The organism is Variovorax sp. LG9.2, assembly GCF_035018885.1.
GTDB lineage: Bacteria > Pseudomonadota > Gammaproteobacteria > Burkholderiales > Burkholderiaceae_C > Variovorax.
On the sequence record NZ_JASJXB010000004.1, the window covers coordinates 1 to 25311 of the forward strand.

General features: G+C 61.4%; 32 protein-coding genes and 3 pseudogenes. 14 read left to right on the forward strand and 21 right to left on the reverse strand.

Annotation, left to right across the window (positions count from 1 at the left end; translation table 11 throughout):
• From QN413_RS05095 to QN413_RS05115, 5 genes and pseudogenes are all read right to left on the reverse strand, one after another.
• Positions 1 to 328: pseudogene (locus tag QN413_RS05095) on the reverse strand (IS6 family transposase); the annotation flags it as partial.
• Positions 329 to 611: 283 nt separating this feature from the next.
• A complete protein-coding gene (locus QN413_RS05100) occupies positions 612 to 1061 on the reverse strand; it encodes a cupin domain-containing protein (RefSeq protein ID WP_323495563.1) in 450 nt (149 codons plus the stop codon).
• Positions 1062 to 2134: 1073 nt separating this feature from the next.
• A complete protein-coding gene (locus QN413_RS05105) occupies positions 2135 to 2284 on the reverse strand; it encodes a hypothetical protein (protein ID WP_323495564.1) in 150 nt (49 codons plus the stop codon).
• Positions 2285 to 3008: 724 nt separating this feature from the next.
• Positions 3009 to 3791, reverse strand: a complete 783-nt coding sequence (locus QN413_RS05110) for an anti-sigma factor (protein ID WP_323495565.1) — start codon at positions 3789 to 3791, stop codon at positions 3009 to 3011.
• Positions 3788 to 4363: a sigma-70 family RNA polymerase sigma factor gene (locus QN413_RS05115; RefSeq protein WP_323495566.1), complete on the reverse strand. Its 576-nt coding sequence runs from the start codon at positions 4361 to 4363 to the stop codon at positions 3788 to 3790. Before QN413_RS05115 ends, QN413_RS05110 begins: the two co-directional genes overlap by 4 nt.
• A gap of 203 nt (positions 4364 to 4566) precedes the next feature.
• Here QN413_RS05115 and QN413_RS05120 point away from each other — a divergent pair, with 203 nt between their 5' ends.
• From QN413_RS05120 to QN413_RS05130, 3 genes are read left to right on the forward strand one after another with little or no spacing between them, the layout of a single operon-like run.
• Complete coding sequence (locus QN413_RS05120) at positions 4567 to 5442, forward strand: metallophosphoesterase family protein (protein ID WP_416352137.1); 876 nt, start codon at positions 4567 to 4569, stop codon at positions 5440 to 5442.
• Positions 5443 to 5446: 4 nt separating this feature from the next.
• The gene (locus tag QN413_RS05125; RefSeq protein ID WP_323495568.1) at positions 5447 to 5812 is read left to right on the forward strand and encodes a cupredoxin domain-containing protein; all 366 of its coding nucleotides are present in this window, start codon (positions 5447 to 5449) and stop codon (positions 5810 to 5812) included.
• 48 nt (positions 5813 to 5860) lie between these two features.
• Positions 5861 to 6163 carry a high-potential iron-sulfur protein gene (locus QN413_RS05130; RefSeq protein ID WP_323495569.1) on the forward strand — a complete coding sequence of 101 codons (303 nt, stop codon included), beginning with the start codon at positions 5861 to 5863 and terminating at the stop codon, positions 6161 to 6163.
• Positions 6164 to 6203: 40 nt separating this feature from the next.
• Here the strand turns inward: QN413_RS05130 and tnpC are convergent, their stop codons facing one another.
• The 4 genes from tnpC to tnpA form a co-directional block, all read right to left on the reverse strand.
• Positions 6204 to 7982: an IS66 family transposase gene (gene tnpC / locus QN413_RS05135; protein WP_323495570.1), complete on the reverse strand. Its 1779-nt coding sequence runs from the start codon at positions 7980 to 7982 to the stop codon at positions 6204 to 6206.
• Positions 7919 to 8317: a transposase gene (locus tag QN413_RS05140; protein WP_323495571.1), complete on the reverse strand. Its 399-nt coding sequence runs from the start codon at positions 8315 to 8317 to the stop codon at positions 7919 to 7921. Before QN413_RS05140 ends, tnpC begins: the two co-directional genes overlap by 64 nt.
• Before the next feature lie 84 nt (positions 8318 to 8401).
• A complete protein-coding gene (gene tnpB, locus QN413_RS05145; protein WP_323495572.1) occupies positions 8402 to 8740 on the reverse strand; it encodes an IS66 family insertion sequence element accessory protein TnpB in 339 nt (112 codons plus the stop codon).
• Positions 8737 to 9132 carry an IS66-like element accessory protein TnpA gene (gene tnpA / locus QN413_RS05150; RefSeq protein WP_323495573.1) on the reverse strand — a complete coding sequence of 132 codons (396 nt, stop codon included), beginning with the start codon at positions 9130 to 9132 and terminating at the stop codon, positions 8737 to 8739. Before tnpA ends, tnpB begins: the two co-directional genes overlap by 4 nt.
• A 301-nt stretch (positions 9133 to 9433) precedes the next feature.
• On the opposite strand from tnpA, the gene QN413_RS27310 reads away from it, so the two are divergent.
• From QN413_RS27310 to QN413_RS05180, 7 genes are all read left to right on the forward strand, one after another.
• Entirely contained in the window at positions 9434 to 9757 is a 324-nt protein-coding gene (locus QN413_RS27310) for an IS3 family transposase (protein ID WP_416352138.1), read from the forward strand.
• A 43-nt stretch (positions 9758 to 9800) separates the two neighbouring features.
• Positions 9801 to 10361, forward strand: a complete 561-nt coding sequence (locus tag QN413_RS27315) for a DDE-type integrase/transposase/recombinase (protein ID WP_416352139.1) — start codon at positions 9801 to 9803, stop codon at positions 10359 to 10361.
• Positions 10362 to 10792: 431 nt separating this feature from the next.
• Complete coding sequence (locus QN413_RS05160; protein ID WP_323495575.1) at positions 10793 to 11170, forward strand: hypothetical protein; 378 nt, start codon at positions 10793 to 10795, stop codon at positions 11168 to 11170.
• A 36-nt stretch (positions 11171 to 11206) separates the two neighbouring features.
• The gene (locus QN413_RS05165) at positions 11207 to 11731 is read left to right on the forward strand and encodes a sigma-70 family RNA polymerase sigma factor (protein WP_323495576.1); all 525 of its coding nucleotides are present in this window, start codon (positions 11207 to 11209) and stop codon (positions 11729 to 11731) included.
• 1 nt (position 11732) lies between these two features.
• Complete coding sequence (locus QN413_RS05170) at positions 11733 to 12569, forward strand: anti-sigma factor (RefSeq protein ID WP_323495577.1); 837 nt, start codon at positions 11733 to 11735, stop codon at positions 12567 to 12569.
• Positions 12570 to 12625: 56 nt separating this feature from the next.
• On the forward strand, positions 12626 to 13009 hold the full coding sequence (locus tag QN413_RS05175) for a class I SAM-dependent methyltransferase (RefSeq protein ID WP_323495578.1): 384 nt from the start codon (positions 12626 to 12628) through the stop codon (positions 13007 to 13009).
• Positions 13010 to 13018: 9 nt separating this feature from the next.
• A complete protein-coding gene (locus tag QN413_RS05180; protein ID WP_323495579.1) occupies positions 13019 to 13240 on the forward strand; it encodes a hypothetical protein in 222 nt (73 codons plus the stop codon).
• 18 nt (positions 13241 to 13258) lie between these two features.
• Here QN413_RS05180 and QN413_RS05185 read toward each other — a convergent pair whose 3' ends face one another.
• The 11 genes and pseudogenes from QN413_RS05185 to QN413_RS05235 all read right to left on the reverse strand — a co-directional run bounded on the left by QN413_RS05185 (position 13259) and on the right by QN413_RS05235 (position 20978).
• On the reverse strand, positions 13259 to 13648 hold the full coding sequence (locus QN413_RS05185; protein WP_323495580.1) for a hypothetical protein: 390 nt from the start codon (positions 13646 to 13648) through the stop codon (positions 13259 to 13261).
• Positions 13649 to 14026: 378 nt separating this feature from the next.
• Positions 14027 to 14440: pseudogene (locus QN413_RS05190) on the reverse strand (hypothetical protein); the annotation flags it as partial.
• A 92-nt stretch (positions 14441 to 14532) separates the two neighbouring features.
• Positions 14533 to 15927, reverse strand: a complete 1395-nt coding sequence (locus QN413_RS05195; protein WP_323495581.1) for a hypothetical protein — start codon at positions 15925 to 15927, stop codon at positions 14533 to 14535.
• A gap of 56 nt (positions 15928 to 15983) precedes the next feature.
• On the reverse strand, positions 15984 to 16406 hold the full coding sequence (locus tag QN413_RS05200) for a DUF305 domain-containing protein (protein WP_416352140.1): 423 nt from the start codon (positions 16404 to 16406) through the stop codon (positions 15984 to 15986).
• Complete coding sequence (locus tag QN413_RS05205) at positions 16385 to 16705, reverse strand: high-potential iron-sulfur protein (RefSeq protein ID WP_323495582.1); 321 nt, start codon at positions 16703 to 16705, stop codon at positions 16385 to 16387. Before QN413_RS05205 ends, QN413_RS05200 begins: the two co-directional genes overlap by 22 nt.
• Before the next feature lie 63 nt (positions 16706 to 16768).
• A complete protein-coding gene (locus QN413_RS05210; RefSeq protein ID WP_323495583.1) occupies positions 16769 to 17458 on the reverse strand; it encodes a c-type cytochrome in 690 nt (229 codons plus the stop codon).
• Between the two features lie 9 nt (positions 17459 to 17467).
• Positions 17468 to 18739, reverse strand: a complete 1272-nt coding sequence (locus tag QN413_RS05215; protein ID WP_323495585.1) for a molybdopterin-dependent oxidoreductase — start codon at positions 18737 to 18739, stop codon at positions 17468 to 17470.
• 37 nt (positions 18740 to 18776) lie between these two features.
• Complete coding sequence (locus tag QN413_RS05220; protein WP_323495586.1) at positions 18777 to 19604, reverse strand: substrate-binding domain-containing protein; 828 nt, start codon at positions 19602 to 19604, stop codon at positions 18777 to 18779.
• A 71-nt stretch (positions 19605 to 19675) separates the two neighbouring features.
• The gene (locus QN413_RS05225; RefSeq protein ID WP_323495811.1) at positions 19676 to 19855 is read right to left on the reverse strand and encodes a putative sulfate exporter family transporter; all 180 of its coding nucleotides are present in this window, start codon (positions 19853 to 19855) and stop codon (positions 19676 to 19678) included.
• Positions 19856 to 19885: 30 nt separating this feature from the next.
• Positions 19886 to 20550: pseudogene (locus QN413_RS05230) on the reverse strand (IS630 family transposase); the annotation flags it as partial.
• A 95-nt stretch (positions 20551 to 20645) separates the two neighbouring features.
• Positions 20646 to 20978 carry a hypothetical protein gene (locus QN413_RS05235; RefSeq protein ID WP_323495812.1) on the reverse strand — a complete coding sequence of 111 codons (333 nt, stop codon included), beginning with the start codon at positions 20976 to 20978 and terminating at the stop codon, positions 20646 to 20648.
• 179 nt (positions 20979 to 21157) lie between these two features.
• Between QN413_RS05235 and QN413_RS05240 the strand changes: the two genes are divergently transcribed.
• From QN413_RS05240 to QN413_RS05255, 4 genes are all read left to right on the forward strand, one after another.
• Complete coding sequence (locus QN413_RS05240; RefSeq protein ID WP_323495587.1) at positions 21158 to 21859, forward strand: hypothetical protein; 702 nt, start codon at positions 21158 to 21160, stop codon at positions 21857 to 21859.
• Between the two features lie 160 nt (positions 21860 to 22019).
• A complete protein-coding gene (locus QN413_RS05245; RefSeq protein WP_323495588.1) occupies positions 22020 to 22298 on the forward strand; it encodes a hypothetical protein in 279 nt (92 codons plus the stop codon).
• Positions 22295 to 22594 carry a hypothetical protein gene (locus QN413_RS05250; RefSeq protein ID WP_323495589.1) on the forward strand — a complete coding sequence of 100 codons (300 nt, stop codon included), beginning with the start codon at positions 22295 to 22297 and terminating at the stop codon, positions 22592 to 22594. The genes QN413_RS05245 and QN413_RS05250 overlap by 4 nt, the downstream gene beginning before the upstream one ends.
• A gap of 137 nt (positions 22595 to 22731) precedes the next feature.
• On the forward strand, positions 22732 to 23892 hold the full coding sequence (locus QN413_RS05255; protein ID WP_323495590.1) for an IS30 family transposase: 1161 nt from the start codon (positions 22732 to 22734) through the stop codon (positions 23890 to 23892).
• A gap of 127 nt (positions 23893 to 24019) precedes the next feature.
• Here QN413_RS05255 and rpsU read toward each other — a convergent pair whose 3' ends face one another.
• The gene (rpsU, locus tag QN413_RS05260; RefSeq protein ID WP_323495591.1) at positions 24020 to 24232 is read right to left on the reverse strand and encodes a 30S ribosomal protein S21; all 213 of its coding nucleotides are present in this window, start codon (positions 24230 to 24232) and stop codon (positions 24020 to 24022) included.
• Positions 24233 to 25311: the final 1079 nt, after the last annotated feature.

Here is a 25311-nt window from a genome sequence, read left to right on the forward strand (position 1 = left end):
AGTCGATGGTATTGCCATCGCGATCGACAGCTCGGTACAGATACTTCCATTGGCCGGCGACCTTGATGTAAGTCTCATCTATCCGCCAGCTCGTGCCAACAGGGCGTTTGTGCGGTCGGAACACGGCGGCCAGCACGGGCAGGATTTTGATCGCCCAGCGGTGCACGGTGGCGTGATCAACGACGACTCCGCGTTCGGCCATGATCTCCTCAATGGGGCGCAAGCTCAGCGGGTAAGCCGCCTACCAGCGCACACAGGTCAGCATGATTTCAAGCGGATAGTGCGCCCGCTTGATTACCTTGCGCAACGCCTTGATCATCGCCTTCATCCCGTTGTCAGTCTCGCCTCAGCTTAGCTGCAGCGGCTTACTGCGACAGAACCAGTTACTGCCGCATTGCTGGACGCCGGGCACGAACTGAATAGGTACCGCGTTGACGCTTGCCAGCGGTGCGGCGTCAAGATGTATTTGCCGGGTGCTTACGTTGGGCATGACCATCACCCGGATGAAGGACTACTTCGACCTGTGGGTACTTCTGGACGAAGGCACGCCAGAACGTGAATGCTTTGCGGTTACCACAGGCACGGCTAGAACGTTCTGCTGCGCAGACCCCCTAGGCTGCGACCGTAACCCCATGGCGCTTGAGCACCTCCAAAACCTTTGGGAAATCCGGTGGGCCAACAGGAATCTCATTGTTGATGGCCGTGAACATCTGAGCGGCCAGCGCGTCCTGGCCGGAAATCTCCAACATCTCACCACCACTCTTTCCGAAGCGAAAGCCGTGCACCGTTCCCCCTGGGACGTGTACCAGCGTGCCGGACTTGCAGGCCTGAGACTTTCCGTCGCAAAGAAATTCAATCTCACCCTTCAGGACGTAGAACGATTCGTCCCAGTGGTGGCTGTGCGGCGGCGGGCCGGTTCCCTCGTCGCCTTGTTGGAAGGTGATGCCGTAGCTTTGTGTTGTGGCGTTTGGCGCCAACACCGTCACCTTTGTGCCAATGACGTTCAAGGCGGGTTCGCGTTGATCGGGTCTTAATACAAAATACTGGGCCTTCTTGCTCATACTGCCTCCTATGAAAAGGGGATGAATGTGCTCAATGACGTCTAAGGAAGCGAGTGTTTTGTATTGAACGAGCACTGAGCGATGGCTCGCTACAAACTCATTGGCACCAACCAGTAGTTTCTCGCCGTGGGCCTCGAAGCCCAACCACTGGGCGGTGCCTTGTAGGCTGCGCTCAAACACATGCTTGTGTCAACTGTCTAGGGTTTCCCAGGCGGTTGAACTTTGCTAAATATGTACTCCTCGATCCGGCCCTGAACGTAACTTGCGCAGGTGTTTCTGCGTGTACGATTAAGCCTCGCGGAGTACTTGGCGGGTCTGTTAATCCGTAGGTCCCTGGTTCGAGCCCAGGTCGAGGAGCCAAGATAAGCCTCATAGGCATTGAAGACCCTGCTATCAATAGGTAGCAGGGGTTTTTCTTGTCTGTTGCTTGTAGGCGATCTGTAGGCAATTTGCCCAACTGCGGCAGTCCCGAAGGGTCATGGCGATGCGCCCTACGGTTGTGGCTGACGACCATTGAGGATCGCCCAGCCTCGCGCGCGCGGGCGAAAGGTCACTTCAGCTGGTCGAATCTGTTGAATATGTGGCGACGCAATCACTCGATCGATATCGCGGCCGCATGCGGCGTCACTTTCGCGTCCGGGGCGTCCATGTCGGGCGCCGCCGCCAGAGCGCATTTACCGTATCGACCTGTTTACTCGTCACGCGAAACAAGCGCGCCCAGATCCCTCGCGCAGGGGGTTTCGCTGGTGGAGGTGTTCGATCTTCGATGCTCATAAAGGTGCCGGTTTGGAACTGGATGAACTTTGTACGACGTTCATTCCCGTGATGCAGGACGACGTGCACGTCGCGAGCCAGACAACTCCACGACTCAGCCGAACAATGCCTTCGCCCGGTACGCGAGCGTCCGCAACCCTTTGCGTAAGCTTAGCGTCGCTGCGACCCTTGTGGAAACCTTGGGGTCCACACCTGGTGTTGCGCGCTACCCTTGCCGTAACCTTGCCGTAACCTTGCCGTAACCTTGCCGTATTTTCTCTGCGTGGATTGGCTCACCTATCCCCGCACCCGGTGCGGAGTTAATTGGCCGGTGTGCCGGCTCCATCGATCAGCGCCTGAAGCAAGATCGTCAGCTTCTCGATGCGGGCGATCATCCGCAGCATTGCGCCGACGTAACTCCTAACCTTTTGGGTCACCGTCTTCTCGCCCTTCGGCGTCTTGATGGTCACGGAGACGCTGTACACCTCCGACTGGCCCTCGGCCGCTTCCTCTTGCGCCAAGACCCTTGCGAGAAGGATGCGCGTTAGGCACAGAACGTCGTCGAGTGAACCGGGCTACAGCGCCTCTACCTCCGCCCATTTCTCGGGCGTGAAGCGGTTGCTGTAGATCCCGTGCTTCACCGCACGGGTGCCCGCGCATCTGAACAGCCGCATCGACGAACTGCTCCCACACAACTGGCAGCCCGGCGGCTGATCAGCACAGCGCGTACCGGGATTCGCCAACCGTCGTCAATGTGGGACGGCCAGCCGCTTACGAAACGACAACCGGCCGACGGGTAACATTAATTCACGAGGCAATACGACCGGACATCATGAGCGTCGCTATCTATCATTGATGGCAATGAGTTGACGCACACGGTCAAGAGGGGACAACTCAACAGCGCTGCAGGCCATGTCTGGCCCGCAGCATCGCAGGTCTACCGTCGGCCGTTTCTAACGGCAGGCGATGGGCTAGCGCCACTGGGCTCGGTGCCGCTACCGTGACAGAACCCGCTTCTGGTGCGCGGGCGCATGGTCAAAGCAGCGGCCATGCTATCCAATGTGCGTTGCGATGTCTCCATCGAGCGAGCAATCTCCAAGCGTACGCACGACAGTATTCCTCGCCTTGGTGCTTCAAAAGTTACTTTTGCGTCACTGATCAAAGCGCCCAACGTTTTACTGCGCTTCGCAGAGATCAAGGTTCGCTGCGGAACATTTCGATTGCACGAGCGATAGCGCTGAACTCTTCGCGGTTCACATCTGAGATCACCCAATGGCTCATTCCAGCGCGTGACCAGTGCGCTATCTGATATCCCCTTTCTGCTGAGAACAAGATGGCGCTGTCAGCGGCAGGCGTGGGCCACACAAACGAGTTAACGACATGCTCGCCTTGTTGGTAGACCAACGCTGCAACCGGCCGACCGTCAAGATAGTCAACACGCCCGCCCAAAAATACCGAACCCGGCAGCAGCGATTCCGGCATGGGTGGCGAGAAGTTGAGCTTTAAAGACAGCCATGGCTTGACCTTATGGCGGTCCGCCGACGCCACATCGACAAGATGCTGGCTGAGGGTCGAGCGAACATGGCTCGCAACCACTTCCTCACGAAGTCGGTCGTTCGGACTCAGTCCCCACCACGTCAGGTTCAAAGTCAAGACCGCCAACGACATCGCCGCGAACGAGACCAGCATCGGGCGCCAATCAAACCAATGTTGCACGATGCCCTTGCCAACCGACCAGCGTGTCGACAGGGGTGCCGACACCGGCACCATTGATTCGATGCGCTGCCGCAGGGCCTTTGGCGCGACATGGTAATCCGCAAGGTTACGCACGTTTTGGCGCAACTGCCGCAGCGCTGTCACCTCAGCGCGCAGCCTGTCGTCACGCGCCATGCGCTCCTCGATCGCGCGCTGGCTAAGGGCATCGAGCTCGCCATCGACAAATGCGTTCAAGGTCTGTGGTTCGATTTCGGGTCTCATGGTATTGATTCACTCTGTCTTGACTTCGGCACGGCACCGAGCCGGGACCATTCACTGGGCCGCAACGCCTGTTGCATCAGGCTGCGGGCGCGGGCCAGGCGCGACATCACCGTTCCGATCGGGATGTCCGCGATTCGCGCAATGTCCTTGTACGAGAAGTCCTCTAGTTCGCGCAGCACCAATACCTCGCGGTAGACGATGGGCAGCGCTGCGATCGCCTGATTGATCTGCAAGCGGTCAGCGTTACGCATCGCCATCGCCGGAGGCTCATCGGCGGCCGGCGCGGCAGTCGCATGCAAGACCTCGTCGGCGTCTTCGAGCACGACGAGTTCGACCGGGCGGTTCTCCTTCAGCCACGAAAAACAAGTGTTTCGGACGATTTGCAGGAGCCACGCCTTTGCACTCTCACCGCGAAACCCGTCGATGAAACGAATTGCACGCATTGCAGCCTCCTGCATGACATCCTGTGCATCCTGGTCGTTGTGCGTTAACCATCGGGCCAGGTTCAAGCCCGCGTCCAAGTGCGGAAGAACCAGCAGCTCGAAGCGCCGGCGCTTCTCTTCATCCTTCATATCGGCCCCTTTTCATCAAGCCTGACTCCACCCGGCCTAACTTTATTCCCAATCCCGAGTAATTCGGTCGGATGTTGGCAGCAGTCGGGAATATCGAGCTTGGCTTCTCCGTCTAAGCACTGTGCCACTGCGGGAAAAGCCGCCAGCACACCTTCACCGCTTACTTAGGAGATCCCATGAATAGCTTCGATCGAAGACAATTTATGCACTTGGCCGGCATCGGCGGCGCCGTGTTCGCGTCCGGGCTTGGCGGTGTTGCAAATGCCGCCGACCCGATGACTGGCGCGGTCTATGACGATTTCTTCTTCGTCCAGTTGTCCGACAGCCACTGGGGCTTCGAAGGTGATGTTGCAAACCCCGATGCCATGGGCACGCTGCCCAAGGCTGTGGCCGCCGTGAATGCACTCTCGGTCCCCCCCGACTTCGTGATTTTTACCGGTGACCTGACCCACACCACCGATGACCCAAAGGAGCGCCGCAAGCGAATGGGCGAAGTGCGCGATATCGCGGCCGAGCTGAAAGTCAAGACCGTGCGCTTCATCCCAGGAGAGCACGATGCCTCGCTGGACAACGGCAAGGCATTCAAGGAGTTCTTTGGCGCGACGAACTACACCTTTGAGCACAAAGGCGTGCACTTCATAGTGCTCGACAACGTCAGCGATCCGGGTGCCAAGCTGGGCGACGAGCAACTCGCGTGGCTCGCCTCAGACCTCCAGCGCCAGGCCAACGACGCGCGCATCGTTGTCTTCGCGCACCGGCCGCTGTTCGATCTGTACCCGCAATGGGACTGGGCCACGCGCGACGGCGCGAAGGCCGTCGAATTGCTGATGCCGTATTCCAATGTGACGGTGTTCTACGGCCACATTCATCAGGAAAATCATCACATGACCGGGCATATCGCCCACCACTCGGCCAAGTCGCTCATCTTCGCGTTGCCGGTGGCGGGCTCGCAGCCGAAGCGCACACCGGTGCCTTGGGATCCCGCGCGGCCCTATCAGGGGCTGGGGTTTCGTGAGGTCGGAGCGCAAAAGAAGCCCAGCGAGTACGCCATCACCGAATTTCCGGTCCAGAAAGCGTGATGCCATGAACATCGATACCAAGAGGCGGACCCTAGTGAACGCGGCCGGCGCACTGGCCCTGAGTTCGGTCGCGATACTTGCGCTCTCCAAGCCAAAAGAGCGCGTTATCAAGATCATCGCCAAGAAGTTCGAGTACGTGCCTAGCGAGATTCGAGTGAAGCAAGGTGAAACCGTGATGCTGCAATTCACTGCACCCGAAGTGCCGATGGGCTTCAGCCTGCCCGACTTCGCCGTGCGCGCCGACATCATGCCCGGCAAGGTCACGACGTTGCGGTTGACGCCTGACAAAACCGGTAGCTTTGCGTTTCTGTGCGATGTGTTCTGCGGCACGGGACACGAAGATATGAACGGCATACTGATCGTTTCCTGAACCCGATGCGTCACACAACGCAACGGCGAATACACAAGGTAGCGACAAATGAATCAAGTTCAGATTGGTGCTCTTTCGCGACGGGTCGCCTTGCAACGCGGACTCGGAGCGATCACGGGCGTGGCGCTCGTCGGCATCGCAGGATCTTCGGCTTGGGCGGCCGAGCCCAAGCTTGCTAAAACAGCGGTGCAATACGTGGATGCCGGCAAAGACGAAGGCAAGGACTGCAATAACTGCGCGCAGTTCTTGCCCGGCAAGACCGAGAAGGACAACGGCACTTGTAAGATCGTTGACGGCACGATCAATCCGCGCGGGCACTGTATCGCGTTCACACCGAAGCCGACGAGGTGAAGCCCTGCAAGCCGCGTCTGCTCTGCAGGCCGGCTCGCATTCAACACGACGTGACCGCCAACGCGCTGCCACCATCCCGGCGTGCAAGTCTTGTGGCGAGTAGCCGCACCTTGGATGCGCCGGATGAGGGTATTTGCATGAGCAACGGGACCACGCAGAACACGATCGTGCCCACCAGGACCGGGCCCGTATAAAGCGCGGGCGAGCCAATCGGATGCTGATCGGGCGGAAAGAACGCAACCAGAAAGCTGAAAAGCACCCCCCACGAAACCGATGCCTGCGACTGCCGCCCGCCATGGATGGCAGCCCAGTGCGACGGCTGGGTCAGACGCTGGAGGACACTTTCGAACCTGCGTCGGTCTACCACCCATGCAAGGCATTTCCGATCCACTAAAACGTCAATGAAGATGCGCGTGTCCATCGAGTGGCGCAAGGTGTCCGCCAGCGAGCACAGAAATGGCAGGACTTCCAGGCGGGTGGGTACCAGATGCCGCCGCGCGACGGGTGCGTCAGCCGGGCTGGGCAGGAAGTGGCCTAGGTCGGAAGAACCATCGTCACATTCCATTAGGGTAAGCGGCTGGCCGTCCCACATTGACGACGGACGGCGAATCCGGGTATGCGCTGCGCTGTTCAGATGCGCGGGCAGCCGCGTGAGTACGTCCTTGAGGTAAGCCCACGGATCGTGCTCGTTGAGCTTGGCCGACTGCACGAGGCTCATCACGATCGCGGCACGCTGACCCGCAAGCTCGCTGCCGCAGAAGAGCCATGCCCGCCTGCCCATCGCCCAGGGACGAATCAGATTTTCGCAATGGTTGTTGTCTACGGGCACGTGGCCATCGAGCAGGTTGCGCGTGAGCGCCTCCCAGGCATTCAAGCTGTAGTTCAAGGCCTTGGCTGTCGTGCTGCCATCAGGCACCCGGCCTCGCTCCAGCCGCAGCCATGCATGCAGCTGCTCCCACAGGGGCCGAGCAATGTTCATTCTTCCGGCCAGGCGCTCTTCGGTGGGCATCTCCGCCAGCTCGCGCTCGATCCTGTAGATCTGGGCAATGCGCTGCAACGCTTCGACCGCGACTGCGCTCTTGCCGGCGTCGCGCTGCAACTCGTCGAACTTGCGTCTGGCGTGCGCAAGACATCCGGCAGGAATGCGTCCGGGCTGGGCGACCATCACCCTGTCATAGGCAGCGTATTCATCGCGCACCAATGTGCCGCGCCACGCCGTTGCGCCGTGCCCGTCATCATTCGGGCCGAGGAAGGCCACGGGGTACTGCGCACCTCGCCCGACGCAGAAGTCATAGATCACACCGCGCACCGGATCGAAGGCGCCGCGTGCGTAGGTCCAGACATAGGCCCGTTTGGTCTTGCCCCGCCCCGGATCGAGCATGGCCACCGGGGTCTCATCGGCATGCAGCACCTGTGCCGACAGTACGAAGCGTTTGTGCGCGTCGTACAGCGGCATGAGGGCTGCGCTGCCTTGCCCGGACCAACTCCCCAGCGTGGAGCGCGGAGTGTGTACGCCTGAGCGGGCGTTGATCGCCTCTTGCCGGTAGTAAGGCAGGTGGTCCAAGAAGCGACTGATCAACGTGTGCGCTACGAGCCCGGCAGCAGGCATGCCGCCATCGATGATCTGCGGCAGAGCTGCTTCCTGCACCAAGCATTGGCAGCAGCGGCAGGCCCACTTGCCATAGATGTGGCGGTGCACGAAGAACTCTGCGGGCACGATGTCCAGGCGTTCGCTGATGTCTTCGCCCACGCGCGTCATCGGCTTGCCGCGCTCCGCGTTCGGGCAGTTCGTGTTCTCCGGTTCGTGGTGGTGCTCCACGCGGCGCAAGTGATCGGGCAGTGGTCGACGACGTGGCTTGTGTTGGTTGTCGCCCGCTCGCCCCTGGCTTGTTCCAGTTGCGCCTGCAGGCTGGCCTCGTCCTCGGCCAGCGTCTCCTCGAACAAGCGTCGCTGTTCGGCGTTCATCGCTTCGGTCTTCGCGCCGAACTTCCAGGCCTTCAGCCGTGCGAGCTGGAAGGTGATCTTCTCGATCTTGGCGTCCTTGAACCTGATCTCGTTGTCCTGCTGGCGCAGCCGTTGGAGCATTTGCTGCGCAAGTGCAGCGATGGCCTCGGGCGCCAGACCTTGGAGGTCTTCGTCCTTCAGATCGTGCAATGCTTGCATGTATGAATCATGCCGATTCCGGCGGCCCGTCGCCACTCGGGGATGCGCTGTCAACGACCCGCTGCGGGCTCGTCGTCAGAGCCGCGTGATGGTGCTCATCTCGGGCAGGCGCTGCCACGGCAGTCCGACCACAAGCGCGTCGAACTGCGCTTGCGTCAGCGCGATCGGCTGGGTCGCATCGACTTCGCGTGGCCACACGAAGCGCCCGGCGTTCAATCGTCTCGCAGCGCACCACACGCCGAAGCCATCATGCACGAGCATCTTGATGCGTGTGGCCCGCGCATTGGCAAACAGGTAGCCGTGATGCGCGTTGGCGCTGCCCAGGGCGTGGACCACGTGCGCGAGCAGTCGCTCGGCGCCAGAGCGCATGTCTACTGGCTTCGTGCACAGCCACAGCGCGTCGAGGCGGATCATCGCAGCACCTCGCGCAGCCACGCTGCGCAGTCGGCTGCTGCCGAGACCGGCCACGTCACGCTGACTCCGAGCGTGCCGCGCTTGAACTCAAGGCGGATGTCCGCGGCACCGGTAACCGCTGCCGCCGACGTTGAACGCGGCGCTGAAGGTGGCGGTGGCGAGGGCAACGACAGCGCGATGAACTGGGGCGTCGAATCGGCAACCGTCGTCGGTGTTGCCGGTGAGACTGGATTCGCCCCGCGTCCGCGGCGCCATTGATGCACCAGGTTGTCGTTCAACTTCAACGACATTGCGACTGCTGCGACAGACGCTCCCGGCTCTGCACAGGCAGCGAGGACCTGCGCCTTGAACTGTGCGCTGTGACGGCGCCGTTGCTTCGGATTGACGTCCATTGATGCTGTCCAGCTAAATTAGATGGACAGCATCGTCTCCGGCTTGGCCTCAGTTCTCAAGGTGGGGTGACTGGCCGCTTACTCCATATCGGCCAAGTGTGCCGGGACATGCGATTGGGCGAGACGGCTGTGAGGCGCTGGCTGGCACAGGCCGATGCCGAACAACTCGGTCAACCCGGAATAGGCAAGCCCTTGACCGCCGGGCATCAGCGCATCCGAAACTCGAAGCCGAGAACAAGCAACTGCGAGGCGATGTGGATACGTTAAAAAAAACCTCGGCCTTCTTTGCCCGCGCATTGCGATGAGCTTCCAACTCATCGAGCGGCTGCAACACAAGGACAACGCCGTGCCGGTGGAGCAACTCTGCCGGGTGCTGGAGGTCAGCCGCTCAGGCTACTACGCGGCACGCAAACGCAGGCAGATCCCGCCTGCAGTATGCCAAGCCAGCGTGCATTTGAAAGCTGCATTCGCCGCCAGTGGTGGTGCTTACGCAAGCCGTCGTCTGCGGGCGGCAGTGGCCTTGCGAGGCGTCGTAATGGGCCGCTATCGCATGCGCAGTTTGATGCGCCAGCATGGCTTGCGCTCGGCGTGGAAGCGCAAGTTCGTACACACCACCGACAGCTAACATGCATTGCCGATCTGACCCAACGTGCTGGATCGACAGTTCAATGCGACGCGGTCCAACCCAGCGTGGGTCGCTGACATCACCTACATCAGAACGCGCAGCGGCTGGCTGTATCTGGCTGTATCTCGCAGTGGTGCCAGACCTGTTTGCGCGCAAGGTCGTGGGCTGGGCAATGGCCCCAGACATGCGGGCGATGCTGTTGTGTCAGGCGCTGCAGTTGGCCATCGCACAGCGTCAACCGGCGAGCGGCTTGATCGTACCTTCGGACCGTGGAAGTCAATATGCAAGCAACGCGCATGGAGCCCTGCTCACCAAGCACGGGCTGGTGGGCAGCATGAGTCACAAGGGAAATTGTTGGGACAATTCGGTCATGGAACGCTTCTTCCTGAACTTGAACTTGAACCTGAACCTGAGCCTGAAGATGCAGCGGATCTGGCAGCGAGACTACGCCAATCATGCCGAAGCCATGAGCGACATTGCCGACTACATCGTCGGCTTCTACAACAGTGTGCGGCTGCACTCCGCACTGGGCGACTTGCCACCCAATGCCTTCGAGCAGAAATCGGCAATCAATCAACCTATCGATGTGTCCGAAATAACTTGACCAGGACAGACCTACTGGAGCGGGTGGTAGATACCCGCTTGCGTTGGGTCGCGGGATAAGCGCGTGACCCATAAGCACGTCTGCGCCTCGTGTAAGAGCGCGCAGTTGCTGCGCCGGCAACTCGTCCGAGACCAACAACCTCTACTACGTTTGGAGACGAGCAGCAAAGCGAAGGTCACGGGTGGTGAATTGTTCCTGTCGAATTGGCAAATCAGGTGGGCTGTTCCTCCTCACCGGCGCCGGCGGTCTTGCGGCGGCGGCCGCGGTGTACTTGGCTGCCAGGGCGATGAGCGACGACCGCCGGCGTTTGCGTACGGATCTGCTTTCTTGAGCCTCTCACTTCACCGAAAAAATTTGAAGGCCGGTGGAATAGATAGGAGACGCCACGCGTCTATGCAGTGCCTTCTTCACTCACCCTTCAAAGGACTCCCATGAACAAGCACCTCGCATCGACTTTGATTCTCGCCATCGCTGCCGCGTCGGCCGGTCTGGCTCAGGCTGCCGCGCCCGTCAAGACGGCCGGCGGCATGCTGGTCAACACCAGCGGCATGACGCTCTACACCTTCGATAACGACGTGGCAGGCAGCGGCAAGAGCGCCTGCAACGGCCCGTGCGCCGGACTCTGGCCGGCAGTCGCTGCAGACGCAGACGCCAAGCCAGAAGGCGACATGACCATTGTCGCGCGCGACGACGGCACCAAGCAGTGGGCCTACAAAGGCAAGCCGGTCTATCTCTACAAGTCCGACATGAAGGCCGGCGACATGACGGGCGACAATTTCAAGAGCGTCTGGCACGTCGTCAAGCCCTGATCGACAACGACCCAACAAAGGACGACTGCCCAGCCCATGCGCGCACAGGACGAAGCTGCGATCGTTGCCTGCATTCCCAGCCTTCGCCGTTATGCGCGCGGGTTGGTGTCGGACCCCGCACGTGCCGACGACCTGGTGCAGGACACGCTCGAGCGGGCCTGGAGTCGCTTTTCCCTTTGGCAAAGGCGCGGCGAGATCCGCGCCTGGATGTTCGGCATCATGCACAACCAGTTCATCGATGGCGTTCGCGCGCGGCGCAGCCGCCCCGAGGACAGCGCCGGCGACGATCTGCCCGAGGTCGCGCAACGTGCGACGCAGTCGGACCGCATCGGAGTGCGTGACCTGGACCGGCTCTTGCAACGACTACCGGCAGAACAACGTGAAGTGATGCTGCTCATCGCAGTCGAAGAAATGACCTACGCAGAAGCCGCCATCGCACTCGTCGTACCGATTGGCACGGTGATGTCCCGGCTGGCACGCGGCCGCGAAAAGCTGCGCCAGGAATTGCAAGGCCGCGAGCCATCAGCCCACGTTGCGACGCCATTGCGCAGGATCAAGTGACATGGACTCCCCCCCCCTCAAACCCATTTCCACCGACGGCAGCCAGCCGGTGACCGGAGCCGATCTGCACGCTTATGCGGACCATCTTCTGGACCCCGCGCGGCATGTCGAAATCGATGCTTTCCTGGATGCACATCCAGCCGAACGCCAGCGCGTGGACGACTGGCGTGCCCAGAACCTGATGCTCAAACAGATGCTCGATCCGGTCATGTCCGAGCCCTTGCCATTGCGCCTGCCTTTGACGCCTGCGCCAAGGGCTGGCTGGCACGAATGGCCATTGCGATCGCTGGCAGCCGGCGTGGCAATCGCCGTCGTCAGCACCGGGTCGGCCTGGTGGGGCCGGGGCGCCTACGACGGGCAGCTGCAACGCACTGCCACGCTGGCCGCGGCGCAGGCCGGCACGCTCAACGGTTTTGCCCACCGCGCGGCCGTGGCCCACGTGGTCTACAGCCCGGACGTGCGTCGCCCGGTGGAGGTGGGCGCCGACCAGGAACAGGCGCTCATAACCTGGCTGACCAAACGCATGGGCACCGAAGTGAGACCGCCCGACTTGCGCGCCCTGGGCTACGGGCTCATCGGCGGGCGGCTGCTGCCGGGTGACAAGGGGCCGGTAGCGCAGTTCATGTTCGGCGGCGCAAAGGGTGAACGCCTGACGCTGTACGTCACCCGCGAAGACGCCGGACGGGAGACGGCCTTCAAGTTCGGCCAGGACGGCCCGGTGAATGTCTTCTACTGGGTCGACAAGAACTTCGGCTACGCCATCTCCTCTGGCGACAGCAAGAAGGAAATGCTGCGGGTCGCCGAGGCGGTGTATAGCCAGCTTGAAGCGCGCAAATAGCCCGGTCGTTTGAATGGCAAGATGGCGGGCTGGCACGCACTCAAAGAATCAGAACGATGCAAGACCAGTCGCATTGGGACCGTGTCTATGGCACTAATTCGTCCGATACCTTAAGCTGGTTTCAACCGCATGCGGACCAATCCCTCGGCCTCATCCAGCGAATTTCCAGTCGCGAGCGGAATCGCATCATCGACGTCGGGGGCGGTACTTCGACGCTGGTGGACGATCTGCTCGGACTGCATGGCTTCGACATCACCGTGCTCGACATCTCAGAGAGTGCTCTCGAAGTGGCACGTCAACGCCTCTCTTCAAACGCCCGGCGGGTGCGATGGCTGGTGGGAGACATCACCCGACTGGCCTTGCCTGCCCATGCGTACGACATCTGGCATGACAGGGCCGTTTTTCATTTCATGACCACGCCGGAGCAACGTCAGGCCTAGGTCACGCAAGTGCGTCGGGCCGTGCGGCCCGGCGGTCACGTGATCGTTGCGGTGTTCGGGCCGGACGGGCCACTGCAGTGCAGCGGACTCCCTGTGATGCGGTACGCACCAGACGCTTTGCATGCCGAGTTCGGCGATGCCTTCGAGCTGGTCGAACATACGTCGGAAGCCCACCGGACACCAGCCGGCGTGGAGCAGCAGTTCGTCTACTGCCACTGCGTGATGCACTGAACCTGGGCCCGCACGACTTCACAGTCCGTCAGGAAACGTGTACGCAACGGGAATCACCGAGGGCTGCCCGATCACAAGCGCGATCTGGTCGTGCGGCTTCAGCGGAAGGTCACGTACCGGCGCGAACTGCATCTTGCCGTTGACATACACCCGCAGCGCGCCCTTGAACCCCGCCACGTTATCTGACGCTAGCGACTGCCCCCAGACATCGAAGAAGTTGCCCAGCAGGTAGACCAGGGCGTTCGGCGCTTCGATGTGCAGGATGCCGCTGGCATCGTGTGTGTGCAGCCAGTACAAGCCCTTGCCACCGCTGACGAAACCGTGGTCGATGCGCAGCGGCGCAATGATGCCGATGCCGCGCGGCACTGCGATCTGTTCGGCCTTTGTAGGAGATGGCCAGGTGGGCATGGAAATGGGTCTTGAGCATCTCCTGGCTTGAACCTTCGATGCCATGCACCGGCTGGCCCTGGCCACCGCGGGCGGTGTTGCCGTCCGGGAACACGGCTTTGCCGAGTTGCCTGCCCAGTAGGAGCAGGTTGGTAGCGCCGGAGGCGGCTGCAGCGGGGCCGTCCGCGCCATGCACGAAAGGGGCCGGGACACCGGATGCCATGGCAATGGCGAATGCCGCTGCGGCAAAAGGGAAGAGAGTCATCCGGAGTGTCATCAGAAAAGTTGAAGAATAAACAGAGCTCGACCATCGCGGCCTCAGGCCTCCTTTCTGGCGACGATGCGTGGCCGCCAGGCATCGGCAGGCGCTCCGTTGCGGCCCATCGGCCAGTGGTCCAGTCAGTGCTGCGGCGCGGCGACGTCGTCAGCCCGACGACGCCGGTGCAGTGCATGGCGCTGGCCTGAATGCACCAGGTGCACCAACTCGTTCGACAAGGGTGGGCTCTGGTCGCCGAAAGAATAGAAATGCCACAACACCAGTGAGTTGAGGCTGGCGATGTCTCGCGCGGCCTCCCTGTCGTCATGCAGCGCATTGGCCACCCTCTGGGCAGAGCCGTTCGCCATCGCACGGTAAAAGGTGTCCGGGGGCCCGTCGCCCCCGGGTCGTTTGGCAACAAAGCGCGGGTCCCTCCAGTAGTCGCCCAGCGGCATGGCTTCATCGATGCGCATGAAATAGATGACCTGGTCGTTTTGGCGGCTGGGCAGACCGAGGATCCATTCGCCCACACACGCCGTGCGCCGGCTCTGAGGTTTGCATACTGCGAGCTAGCACCTGCCATGGAACGGGTTGGCTGAACAGCCCCGATCCTGCGGCACCACATAGCGGAATATGCGCGGCGCGTCGGTCACATCGGGCTGCGAAGCACGGCCTTGGTGGTGTCGAGCAAACCCTCGCCTTCGCTGACGATGATCGGCGACGCCTTCGGGTCAGCTTCCGAACGCAGGCGTGCCACTTCTCGAATCGGTCCAATGGCCGTGCCGTTCGCCATGCCCATCGTATTGGTCCTGAAGCTCGCCACCGGTGCCTCTTGGCCGCCGACGAACACACTGTAGACGGTTTCGGGCTTGAGTTTGTAGAGGAAGACCTCCAGTGCATCGACCACCCCGAAGCTGCGCGCCACTACGAAGCCCCTTGCGTCACCGGAGGCGGGCACGAGCGGGATATTGACCGGCGCCGCGTTCGCTAGCGGCTTCAGGTTGTCCGTGCCGGCGCCGGAAGGCACGGCGTTCGAAACGTAGACCAGCGCCTGCGGTGCCTGACCGATCGGCACCGTCGCCACGACCTTGTCGCTGGCGGTGTCGATCACCTGGACCGCATCGCCGTTTTCCAGCCCAACGTACATGCGCTCACCGTCGTCCGAAGGCCAGACGCCATGTGGCAAGGCGCCGGTCGCAATGGTGTTGAGCAGCTTCGCTTCGCCGTCGGTCGAGTACACCTTCACGACGTTCTCCCCGCCCACCGCAACATACGCCAGCGTGTCGCGCGCGGTCTTGGCGAAGCCGAGATGGTTCGTGATGAAGCCGGTGTCGATGACGCCGGTCACCTCCATCGATTTCACATCGATGCGCGTGACCTTGCCCACATCCTTGTGGCCCATCCAGACTTCCTTGCCGTCCGGCGTGAACTGCAGGAACGGCGAGAACGGACTGACGACCGGAATACGCTTCACGATCTTGTAAGAGCGGGTATCGACCACCGCCACTTCGGGCGTGAAGCTCGACACCACGAAAGCGCGCCCACCGTCGGGCGTGAACAGCACCATGCCGGGTCCGGGCGCAGTCTCGATCCGGCGTTTTTCCTTGAAGGTCTTGGCGTCGATCACCGAGACGTAGTTCTCTCCGCGCACCACCGCCCAGACCTCCTTGCCGTCCCGCGTGAAGAAGGCTTCATGCGGCGAGCGGCCGACATAGGTGATGCCCTTGACCTTGTGGGTCGCGGTGTCGATGAAGGTCACCGAGTTCGATCCGTTTGCAACGGCGACCAGCGTGCGGTGGTCGGGCGAGAAACCCAGTCCGTGGACGTTGATCTCGCCCTTGTAGAGCGGTGACAACACGTCGGGTCGTTGGTTGCCCAGCTTGATCTGCCCGAGCAATGTGTTGGTGTTCGGGTCGACCACCGACACTGTGTTGGTGTTCTGGTCTGCGGTGTAGACGCGGTCACCGGGATTGGAGGTTGCCGATGCCGCGAAAGACGCGACTGCCAGCGCTGTGGCGATAACTAGGGGCTTGAGTGAATTCATAGAGAACCTTTTTTCGACGTCCCTGGACGCCGGGGGTGGAAACGGGCGAAGTGGGATCACTTGGGAGGTGATGCGTGGCGCGCGAGCCAGGCCTGCATCAGCCGGATCTCGTTGGCCTGCTCGGTGATGATTCCCTGTGCGAGGTTGCGCACTTCCGGGTCTTGCGTGTTGAGCAGGATCGACTTGGCCATGTCGATGGCGCCCTGGTGATGGGGAATCATCATGGTCATGAAGTCGTGCGCGGGCTGGCCGTTCATGGGTGCGGCGCGCATGTCGTGGTCCATTGCGGCCATGGCATCACCCATCAGCGCATCGAAGGGCTTGGCCGTGCTGGCCATGAAGCCGGGTGGCGCGACGCCTTCGGCATGCATACCGTGCGCGTGCATATCGGCCGCCTGCGTCAACGTGCTCACTGCGACCAGCAACCCGAGGATGCCCGCGCGAACGAAGCCGCTGCTCATGCCGCTTTCTTGTTCCATGCGCTGCACCAGCCCGTGGCGGCAACCTGCTTGCCGTCGAACAGCGGGCAGCCGCCCGTCGCGTCCTTGGGCTTGCCTTGAAACAGCTGACAGTTCGCGCAGTTCTGGCTGGCCGCGTGATTGGGGAATTTCTTGGCGTCGACCTTGGTGGTGTCTTCCTTGTAGCCGAGCGCCACGGCCTGAAGATCGGTCTCGGCCAGCTTCGGGCCGCCTGACTCTGCGTGGGCGGCGGAGACGCACAGCGCAGTTGCCGCGCCAGCAACTTGCAAGATGAAAAAGCGGCGATTCGTGAGGGTCATTTTTGGATCTCGTGGGGGTTTTTTTCGTTGCCGGAATCTTTGCTTCGGTGATCGGGGGCGTGCTTATTGCTTCAAGACGAACGCGGCCAGCGCCTTCACCTCTTCGGGCTTCAGAGCTGTGAATGCCGGCATCGGCACGCTGCCCCATTTGCCGACGCTGCCGCCATGGATGCTGGCCTCCAGCTTCGACTGGGCCTGCGGATCGGCCTTGTACTTTTCGGCGACGTCGTGGTAACCCGGACCGACGATCTTCTGGGTCAGGCCATGGCAACTCAGGCAGGCGTTGCTCGCGAGGAGTGCCTGCACATTGATGCTGCCGTCAGCAGCCGATGGCACGGCGGATGCACCTGGTGACGTTGGCGGAGTCGACGGCGTTTCCGCTGGGGGCGCTGGTGTCGATGCGGCGATCACACTGGCGTCCGTGGCCTTTGCGGCGCCATAGGCAACCGCCAGGTAAGCACCGACCTGTTTGACTTCGTCGTCGCTGATCGGTGCGCCGTAGGTGTGCTGCATCTTGGCCATCTCGGCGGTCCACTGCGTCTGCGTCATGCCGGGTGGCTGGTATTTGACGTAGTCCGCCGAATGGCAGATCGCGCATTTCTGCATCGCGATGGCGTAGCCCGGCAGCTTCGATGGGCGCAGCTTCGACGTGTCGGGCTGCAGTTTGATGTCGGGCGGCGCGGCTAACGCGTTGAACGCGATCAACACGCAGCTGCCGAGAATGGCGCGGGCCAGGAACGTGGTGGTTTTCATGGCGGGTTCTCAGGCGATGGTGACGGGGGTGGACTCGATCACATGGCGCCGGTAACCGGCAGGATTCCAGTCGGCGGTGGCGGGCTGGCCTTCGCCTTTCTGGTTGGTCGCGCGGACCATGAGCACGGCGCGTCCCTTCCTGGCAAAGCTCACCGGCGCACGCCATTCGCGAAACGAGAAACGCCCGAGATCCTTCCCGAGCGTTGCCGCCTTCCAGCTCTGGCCGCCGTCGATGGAGATCTCTACCGTCTTGATACCGGCCCCGGCGTCGAATGCGATGCCCTTGAGTTCAAGCAATCGGCCGGAAGGCAGCATGCCGCCAGCCAGGACGCTGGTGATGAAGCTGCGCACGGCCAGCGTGGAGATCGGCCGCGTCTTCGCCGCTGCCGACCCCGGTGCAACGCACTGGCAGTCGTTGTCGGGCACACGGTAGGCGGTCGTCATGAACAGCGCGTCGTGCCCGTCGAACACATGGTCGATGACCTTGATCTCCGAGAGATGCTTGACCCAGTACGTGCCGAAGTAGCCCGGCACGATGAGCTTGACCGGATAGCCGTTGAGGAAGGGCAGGTCCTTGCCGTTCATTCCCCAAGCGAGCATCGGCTCGTCCTGCAGCGCATGGTCGATGTCCAGTGCCTTGCGGAAGTCCGAGGTCGCCGGCAGCACCGGCGTGTCCAGGCCGTTGAAGGTCACCTGCCGGGCACCCGCCGCGACGCCCGCCTTTTCGAGCACTTTGCGCAGCGGCACACCGACCCACCGGGCATTGCCCATCGCGCCGTTGGCGAGCTGCGCGCCGAACACGCGTGGCGACGAGTAACCGCGGCTGTTGCCGGAACACTGGTTAACGGCAACCACTTCCACCGGCTCGGCCAAGGCTTTGAGGTCGGCCAGCGAAAGATCCAAAGGCGTGTTGACCTTCCCCTTGACCGTAAGGCGGTAGGTGGCCGGGTCGACCGACAGCGGAATGTTGGCCAGGTGATACCGCACGAAGAAAGCGTCGTTGGCGGTGATCGGTCCTTCGTTGAAGACCGAGAACGGGGTTTCCAGGTGCGGCGGCCGTGTCGTCACGCGGATCAGCGGACGCTTCTGCGGATACGTCACCAGCGGTCGCGGCCCATCCGCGAAGGTGACGCCATCACCGGTATCGCGACTGGCCGCCAGCGCGCCGAGCGGTGATGCACCCAGCGCCAGAAGACCGGCGCCCTGGACAAAGCGCCGACGCGAGGGCGCAAGTTCGGATGCAGGTGCTGCGGTGGGGGAAATATCGTAGTTCGATCTCATGGTTTGTCTCCATTCGTTTGAAAAACGCTGTGACGGTTCAGGGTGTCTTCCATCCCCACTTTACGAAGATTGCTTGTCCTGCTGGCGATTTCAGATAGTCCACAAACGCTTTTGACTGTGGTTCTGACGCTCCGCGGTGCGTGATGACAACGCCTGCGTCACGGTAAATGCGGAATGGCTCATCCATTTCCACCAATTGGGCCAATTCGGGGTTCGAAACCTGCCAGATGTTCCAAATTAGCCAAACCTCGATGTCGGGCTGCTGCGCCCAGCGCTGGCGTGCCTCGGCGCTGTTGCGTGCTTCGGGCAGCAGCAAGTTCTTGCGCAATGCGCGGACCAAGGCGATGTCACCCATGCGGCCGGCGACATCTTCCCAGAGCCCGGTCTGCCCTGCGCCTGCAACCGCCATGACCTTGATGCCAGGGGCCAGGAGGCTGCGAAATTCCTGAATGTGCTTGGGGTTTCCGGGGCGAACGAGGATGGCGGCCGGTCGCAGGTACGACGGCTCTGCTTTTTTTAGGTCGAATGCGCCGGGCAGAGCCTTGGCGAAGTCGCTCATCGTGTTTTCAGCGCTGCTGAAGACCACGTCGGCGTCCCGCCTGGCTTTGTCGATCCACTTTGGCGTAGGGCCTGCCGTCACGTGGACATCGACGTTGTGTGCTGTGCCGAAGTTTGCCGCCTCTTCCATCATCGCCGGCGATGGCCCACCGGGGCCATAGACGTTGAGCGTTTGTGCAGCCCACACCGGATTGGCAGACACCAGGAGCATCGACACTGAAGCGAGCAGGCAGGCCACAGTTTGGCGAAATGATTTCACACCATTTTCTTCGCGCAGTGAGAGATGAACAGAAGGGGTCGGGTGCATGGCAATCTTGTCGGGTAACTGGGTGCCCGGACGGTTGACGTTTGGCGATACGGGTTTATTCCCTCAATCGATCAATTCAACAGCGCCGTGATGTCCGCGTTGATGGCGAACCCGCCGCATACCAGCCACACAAAGAGCACAGCCGCCAGCGCCAGTGGCTTGATGCTGGCCTTGCGGATGGCCGAGACGTGCGTCGTCAGGCCCAGGCCGGCCATGGCCATCGCCAACAGCACCGTGTCGATGTCGATCATCGGTTGATCCTGGTACGGCCGATAGCAGCCGACTTCGCCGGTGGCAGTGTTCAGCGCGGCGAACAGGCTCAAGGTGCCGTTGCGCTTGTACTCAAAGCCGTGGCTCTCTGCACGCCCTGGCGCCAGCGGCAGCATGCGGCCCTTGCGATCGAGCGCCTGGATGGCTGTCTTCTCGTCCACGCAGAACACCGCCGCGTGCGCAGGAGGGTTCAGGTACAGGCCGATGCCATCGGCCGCCTTGGCCTCGAAGTCCGGGTCGTTGGAGACGAGGTGGCGTTCAAGCCGGTGCGGCTGCACACCGTGCTCTCGCCAGATGCGCTGCGCGGCCGAGAACGACACGTCGCCCAGCGCGGCGGCCACCTTGGCGACTGGTCCAATGCGTGGAGCCATCCGGGAGTTTGTGTTTGAGCGGCTTGTCCGGCACCCGCGCCTCCTGCCTGGCCACAGGCTGCCAGGGCGCATGGCCCGAATGCACAGACACCGGTCCGGCCAGTCCCTCAAACTTGAACGCCCGCGTCCAGCGGCTCACAAAGCCATCGTTGCAAGCCAGCTTGGCGCGGATGTCCACGCCATTCCCCATCGATCCACAGGAGCATGCAGCGCGCCCTGCGAGCAAACGCCGCACTCCCGTGCCGCTTGCAGACAACAGCCTCAAGTTCTTAGCGCTCTTGCTTGGTCAGCTTCATTCCGTACATGCTCTTCAAAATAAAGCATACACAACCGGTCTCAAGGATTCAGTGGACTAGATCGACAGACAGCGCCCGCGTCGACAGCCCGTTCCACGTGGGTCTCAATCGTCGTGGTCGTCTCGGTCCCGATGGTTGTGATGACGGTCGCGATACTCGCTCCGGTAGTCCGGCCCGTAGTAGACCGGCGGCGGTCCGTAATACACCGGCCCCGGCCGGTAATACACCGGCGGCGGCGGACGGTAGTACACGCGGGGGGCAGGTTGATAGTAGACCGGCGGCGGTGCCACATAGACGGGTGCCGGCTCGTAAAACGCGGGGGCGCCGATGCCGATGGACCACGACACTTGGGCACTGGCTGACGCGGCGGCGAATAGGGCGGCAGCAGCCACAGCAGTTACCGCGGCCCATTTGAAAACGAAACGACGGACGCTCACGGTGGGATCTCCGGAAGACGGCGAATTTGCCGAGAGCCCAATAAACGCTTCAGCCGCGAAAGACGTGCACACGTTGACGTTCCGTAACAGGCCGAGGATGCCGCGGGTCGGCGAAAAAAGGCGCGCCAGGCGTTCAAGAGCGGTAAGCTCAGGTTGAGCATCGCGCAAAGGGCACATTCATGCAATTCAGCACTCAGGACCGAACACATCGGACAAGGCAACGCCCGAAGGCAGCTTCTTTCCTGCTTACGGCGGCTTTTGTCCTGACGGCAAGCATCGCAATGCCACAGATAAGTGCCGCTGCCGAGATCAAGCTCTCGGGCAGCGGTACTTTTAAGGCGCCAAAGGCCGAACAACTCGCTGCCCTACCGACCGATTTGGGTTTCTCGCAAAGCGACCTCGCCACGGGCAGCTGGTCATTTTCAGTGCGCTATGAAGACAGCACTCCTGGCGTAGACCTCGACCCTTATGTGGGGCGTTATGTCGGAGCGATCCGTTCGTTCCGTCTTGTGATTGGCAGCACGACCCTTGACCTACCCATCGATCAAGCGGCCATTGTCATAAGTGATGGCGGGGGCGGATTCCCAAATCGCGAGTCGATTCGGGTGGAGGCCAAGGCGTTGATGCCCTCCGGGCTCCTGCACCTCAGTTGGGTTCAGGTCAATCAGCAGCCGAAGGGCACTGATTTGCGCGGCCCTGCAGGGGCGTTGCCGAACGACGCTATGCCCCCCTCCACGATGGTTGCCAACATGGCCACTGCGAATCCGTCCGACAGATTTTTGGAACTGCGCATCGACCGCCCGAGTGGCGATCCGCGGCCGGTGCTCTACCTCAGTTCGTCAAAGCTTACGGTGACGGCTGGCCCTGCCACAGCGCCCTGAAGAGTTACAGATGTCAAATATCATCGCACTCACGCGAAGTTTTATGCTTCGCAGCGTCGTCGTAGCAATGGCCACGGGGGGGCTTGTCTCCGGATGCGGTGGAGGTGGAGGCGGAGGCGGAGGCGGAGGTGGTGGCGGTATTGTGGGCGTAGGAGTGGGGGTGGTCGTCCCCGTCCAGCAGCCTGACGTCGCGCCGCTCTCGCTGACGCTGACACGCGTCGGTCCGGAAGCAGTCGAAGTGGACTGGAGTGATGATCCCCGAGCGGCCAGCTTCCTTGTCATTCGCGATGGCTTCGACCTAGCGACGGTCACGTCCACATCACTCGTCGACAACTCGGTCATCTTCGACGAGACCTACTGTTATCAGGTGGAGGGGCACGACGCGTCAGGGCGGTTGGTCGCAGCCAGTAGCAACGGGTGCATCACGATCTTTCCTTGAGCGGAATTACGCTCGCCGGGGCCGAGGTGATGGCGGTGCGCCATGGCTGCGACGGCTTCGTTGTGATGAACCTGTGCCCGATCCGCACCAGCTCGTCGCACGACCTGCCCTGGTCGATCGGCGCGGACGCCTACCAGCGCAACATGCTCGAGCTCGCCAGGACGATCACGAGCGCCGCAGTCGCAACCGTTTGGGGTGACTGGGAAGATGCGGGTGTCAGGGACTACCTTGGGCGCGCACGCGAGGACCTCCTGGAACGGGTGGAGGACATCCGCGTGCGCTGGGTCGCGGGATAGATGCGGGTGTTGAAGGCACGGCTGTGCAGGGAACGCTTGCGAGATCAACAGCTTTTGCGACCGGCTGCTTCCGGGCGGCGGATTCAACGGGTCGATGCAACACACTAAGAACTGCGTAAGCAGATGGAGTGTTGCAGATGAAGTACCGGACTCGGACTTACTACACAGATAGCCAGAAGGCATTGATGTGGGAGCGCTGGAAAGCTGGCTGGACTCTTCATCAGATCGCTCACCTGTTTGATCGATCGCATGGGTCCGTACGAGGCATCCTGGCTCAGTCGGGCGGTATCCGCCCGCCCGAACGACATCGCTCGAGGCTGGCGCTGACACTAGCTGAGCGGGAGGAAATCTCTCTCGCGCTGGTGATCGGTCACTCGATCCGTTCGATCGCAGTGCGAATGGGACGAGCGCCTTCTACGGTCAGCCGCGAGATCGAGCGCAATGGAGGGCGAGTTGGCTATCGGGCGACTCAGGCTGACAGCGGAGCTTGGGATCGGGCGCATCGTCCCAAGCGCTGCAAACTGGCTGAAAACCGTGTCCTGGCGCGCGTCGTGACCGACAAGCTGCGCCTGCTGTGGTCGCCGGAGCAAATCGCTGGGTGGCTCAAGCATACTTACCCGTGCGACGAAACTTTCCACGTGTCACACGAGACCATCTACCGCAGTCTGTTCATTCAAGCGCGTGGAGCCTTGAAGAAGGAGCTGCTGGAGCACCTGAGACGTACTCGCAGCATGCGTCGTTCTCGTCATCACACGCAGAAGACGGCAATCCATGGGCAGATCGTTGATGCCGTATCGATCAGCGAGCGACCCGCCGCTGTCGAGGATCGGGCGGTGCCTGGTCATTGGGAAGGAGACTTGGTCTTCGGCAACGCCAGCAGTCAAATAGCGACGCTGGTTGAGCGCCAAACGCGATACGTAATGTTGGTGAAGCTGGAAGGCAAAGATACGCAGACGGTCGTCAACGCGCTCATCAAGAATGCTCGCAAATTGCCGCAGGAACTCTACAAGTCACTGACCTGGGACAGAGGCACGGAGATGCATGGGCACAAGCAATTTACGATGGCCACCGACATCCAGGTCTACTTCTGCGATCCACGCAGCCCCTGGCAGCGCGGAAGCAATGAGAACACGAACGGGCTGCTCAGGCAGTACATGCCCAAGGGCATCGACATCTCGGGCTACTCACAGGCTCAGCTCAACGCGATCGCGCGACAATTGAATGAGAGGCCGCGCAAGACGCTCGGCTTCAAGACGCCCGCTGAGATGTTCAGCGAATCCGTTGCATCGACCCGTTGAATCCGCCGCCCGCACTCAAATTTTTTTGCTGAACTGTTTTTTACAAAGGCCGGGCCTATTTTGCAGACCTTCCCTTGAGAAAAATCCCGCCCTGGACAGCCAAGCGGGTTTTCGATTCGGTGTCGGCTCAATACATTTTCTTCGGCAACTGCGAAGAGCGAACCAACTTGCGCTGGCGACTCACTGCCGCAGCCTTCTTGCGCTTGCGCTCCGTCGTGGGCTTTTCGTAGAATTCGCGGGCACGAAGCAAGGTCAGCAGACCAGCCTTCTCGATCGTGCGCTTGAACCGTCGCAATGCGACTTCAAAGGGTTCGTTGTCTTTGACGCGAACAGTAGTCATGCGAATTCTCGATTTGCTTTGCGTCTAAGAGACTCCAGCGCGCAATGCGCCGAGCCCCGAAAAACGGCTTTTTGAGTTATTTTCGATTATCGAGGGTTATGGTCACGTCCTGCTGCCGTGATCGCTATATCAAGTGGGAATTCGAGATCGAAGCGCGGCCAGTCGAGAATGAGGTCCAGGGCAGTTCTGACCATAAGCGCCACTCTGTTCGGCCTGGATGCGGCATTCGAAGGCGTGGGATTGGCATACACGTTCGGATCGCTTGCTGGGCCAAACGTCAAGTCGAAGCGCTTGGCGCGAGTTCTGACCAAGTTCTCCCCGACCTTAGCTGGCTTCTAGCTGTATTACCCGAGCCGGCATGACCAGCCGACTAAGCTCAAAGCATTGATCGAGTAGGTTAGCCAAATGTGAGCTAGCGACCCGTCCGGGTTGCGGATCAAAGCCGACATTGGTCACGGCGAATCGGATGAACGCAATTGCTGCATTGCAGCCGTTCATTTCTCCGGGACGCGGGCGTCCTTGCGCGGTCATTCTTCCATCGTGGCGCTGGTCGGCTGATGCGAATTTTCTGGCAACACGGGGTTAGTTCAACCTCGCCTGTCTAAGCGCGCGATCTGGCGTTTTGCAGAGCTCCCACAGCGTCATTATCGTTTCTGGAGGATAAGGTGCTACACGGTCGACCTCACCAAGTCCGGTGACTTCTCCAGCGGTTATCTGACCCAAGTGTGGGACCCTCTATAGAAGGTTTCGCCCAAACCTTTTGGCGCTGACGCATGGTGTGGGCGGGCTTCTTTCTCGCCCACTTTGGGACTCAACAGCGACGCGCGAAACGCGATGTCGACGCCTTTCTCGACCGGGTGAAAGACGCGGCGCTCGCCCGCTTCGCGGCCACCGGTTGGCCATCGTTCCGTCTCGCGCTCACGCGCACCGACGCCCGTTTTCATCTCAGCCCGAGAGCCCGCGCAGATTTGTTGGTTGCGGATGAACGCCGCGGCACTAGGACGGCCAGACCTAGTCGCCTGAGTCCAGGCGCACGACCAACACAAGGATGTCTTTTCCCGCTTTCGCAAACTCGTGTG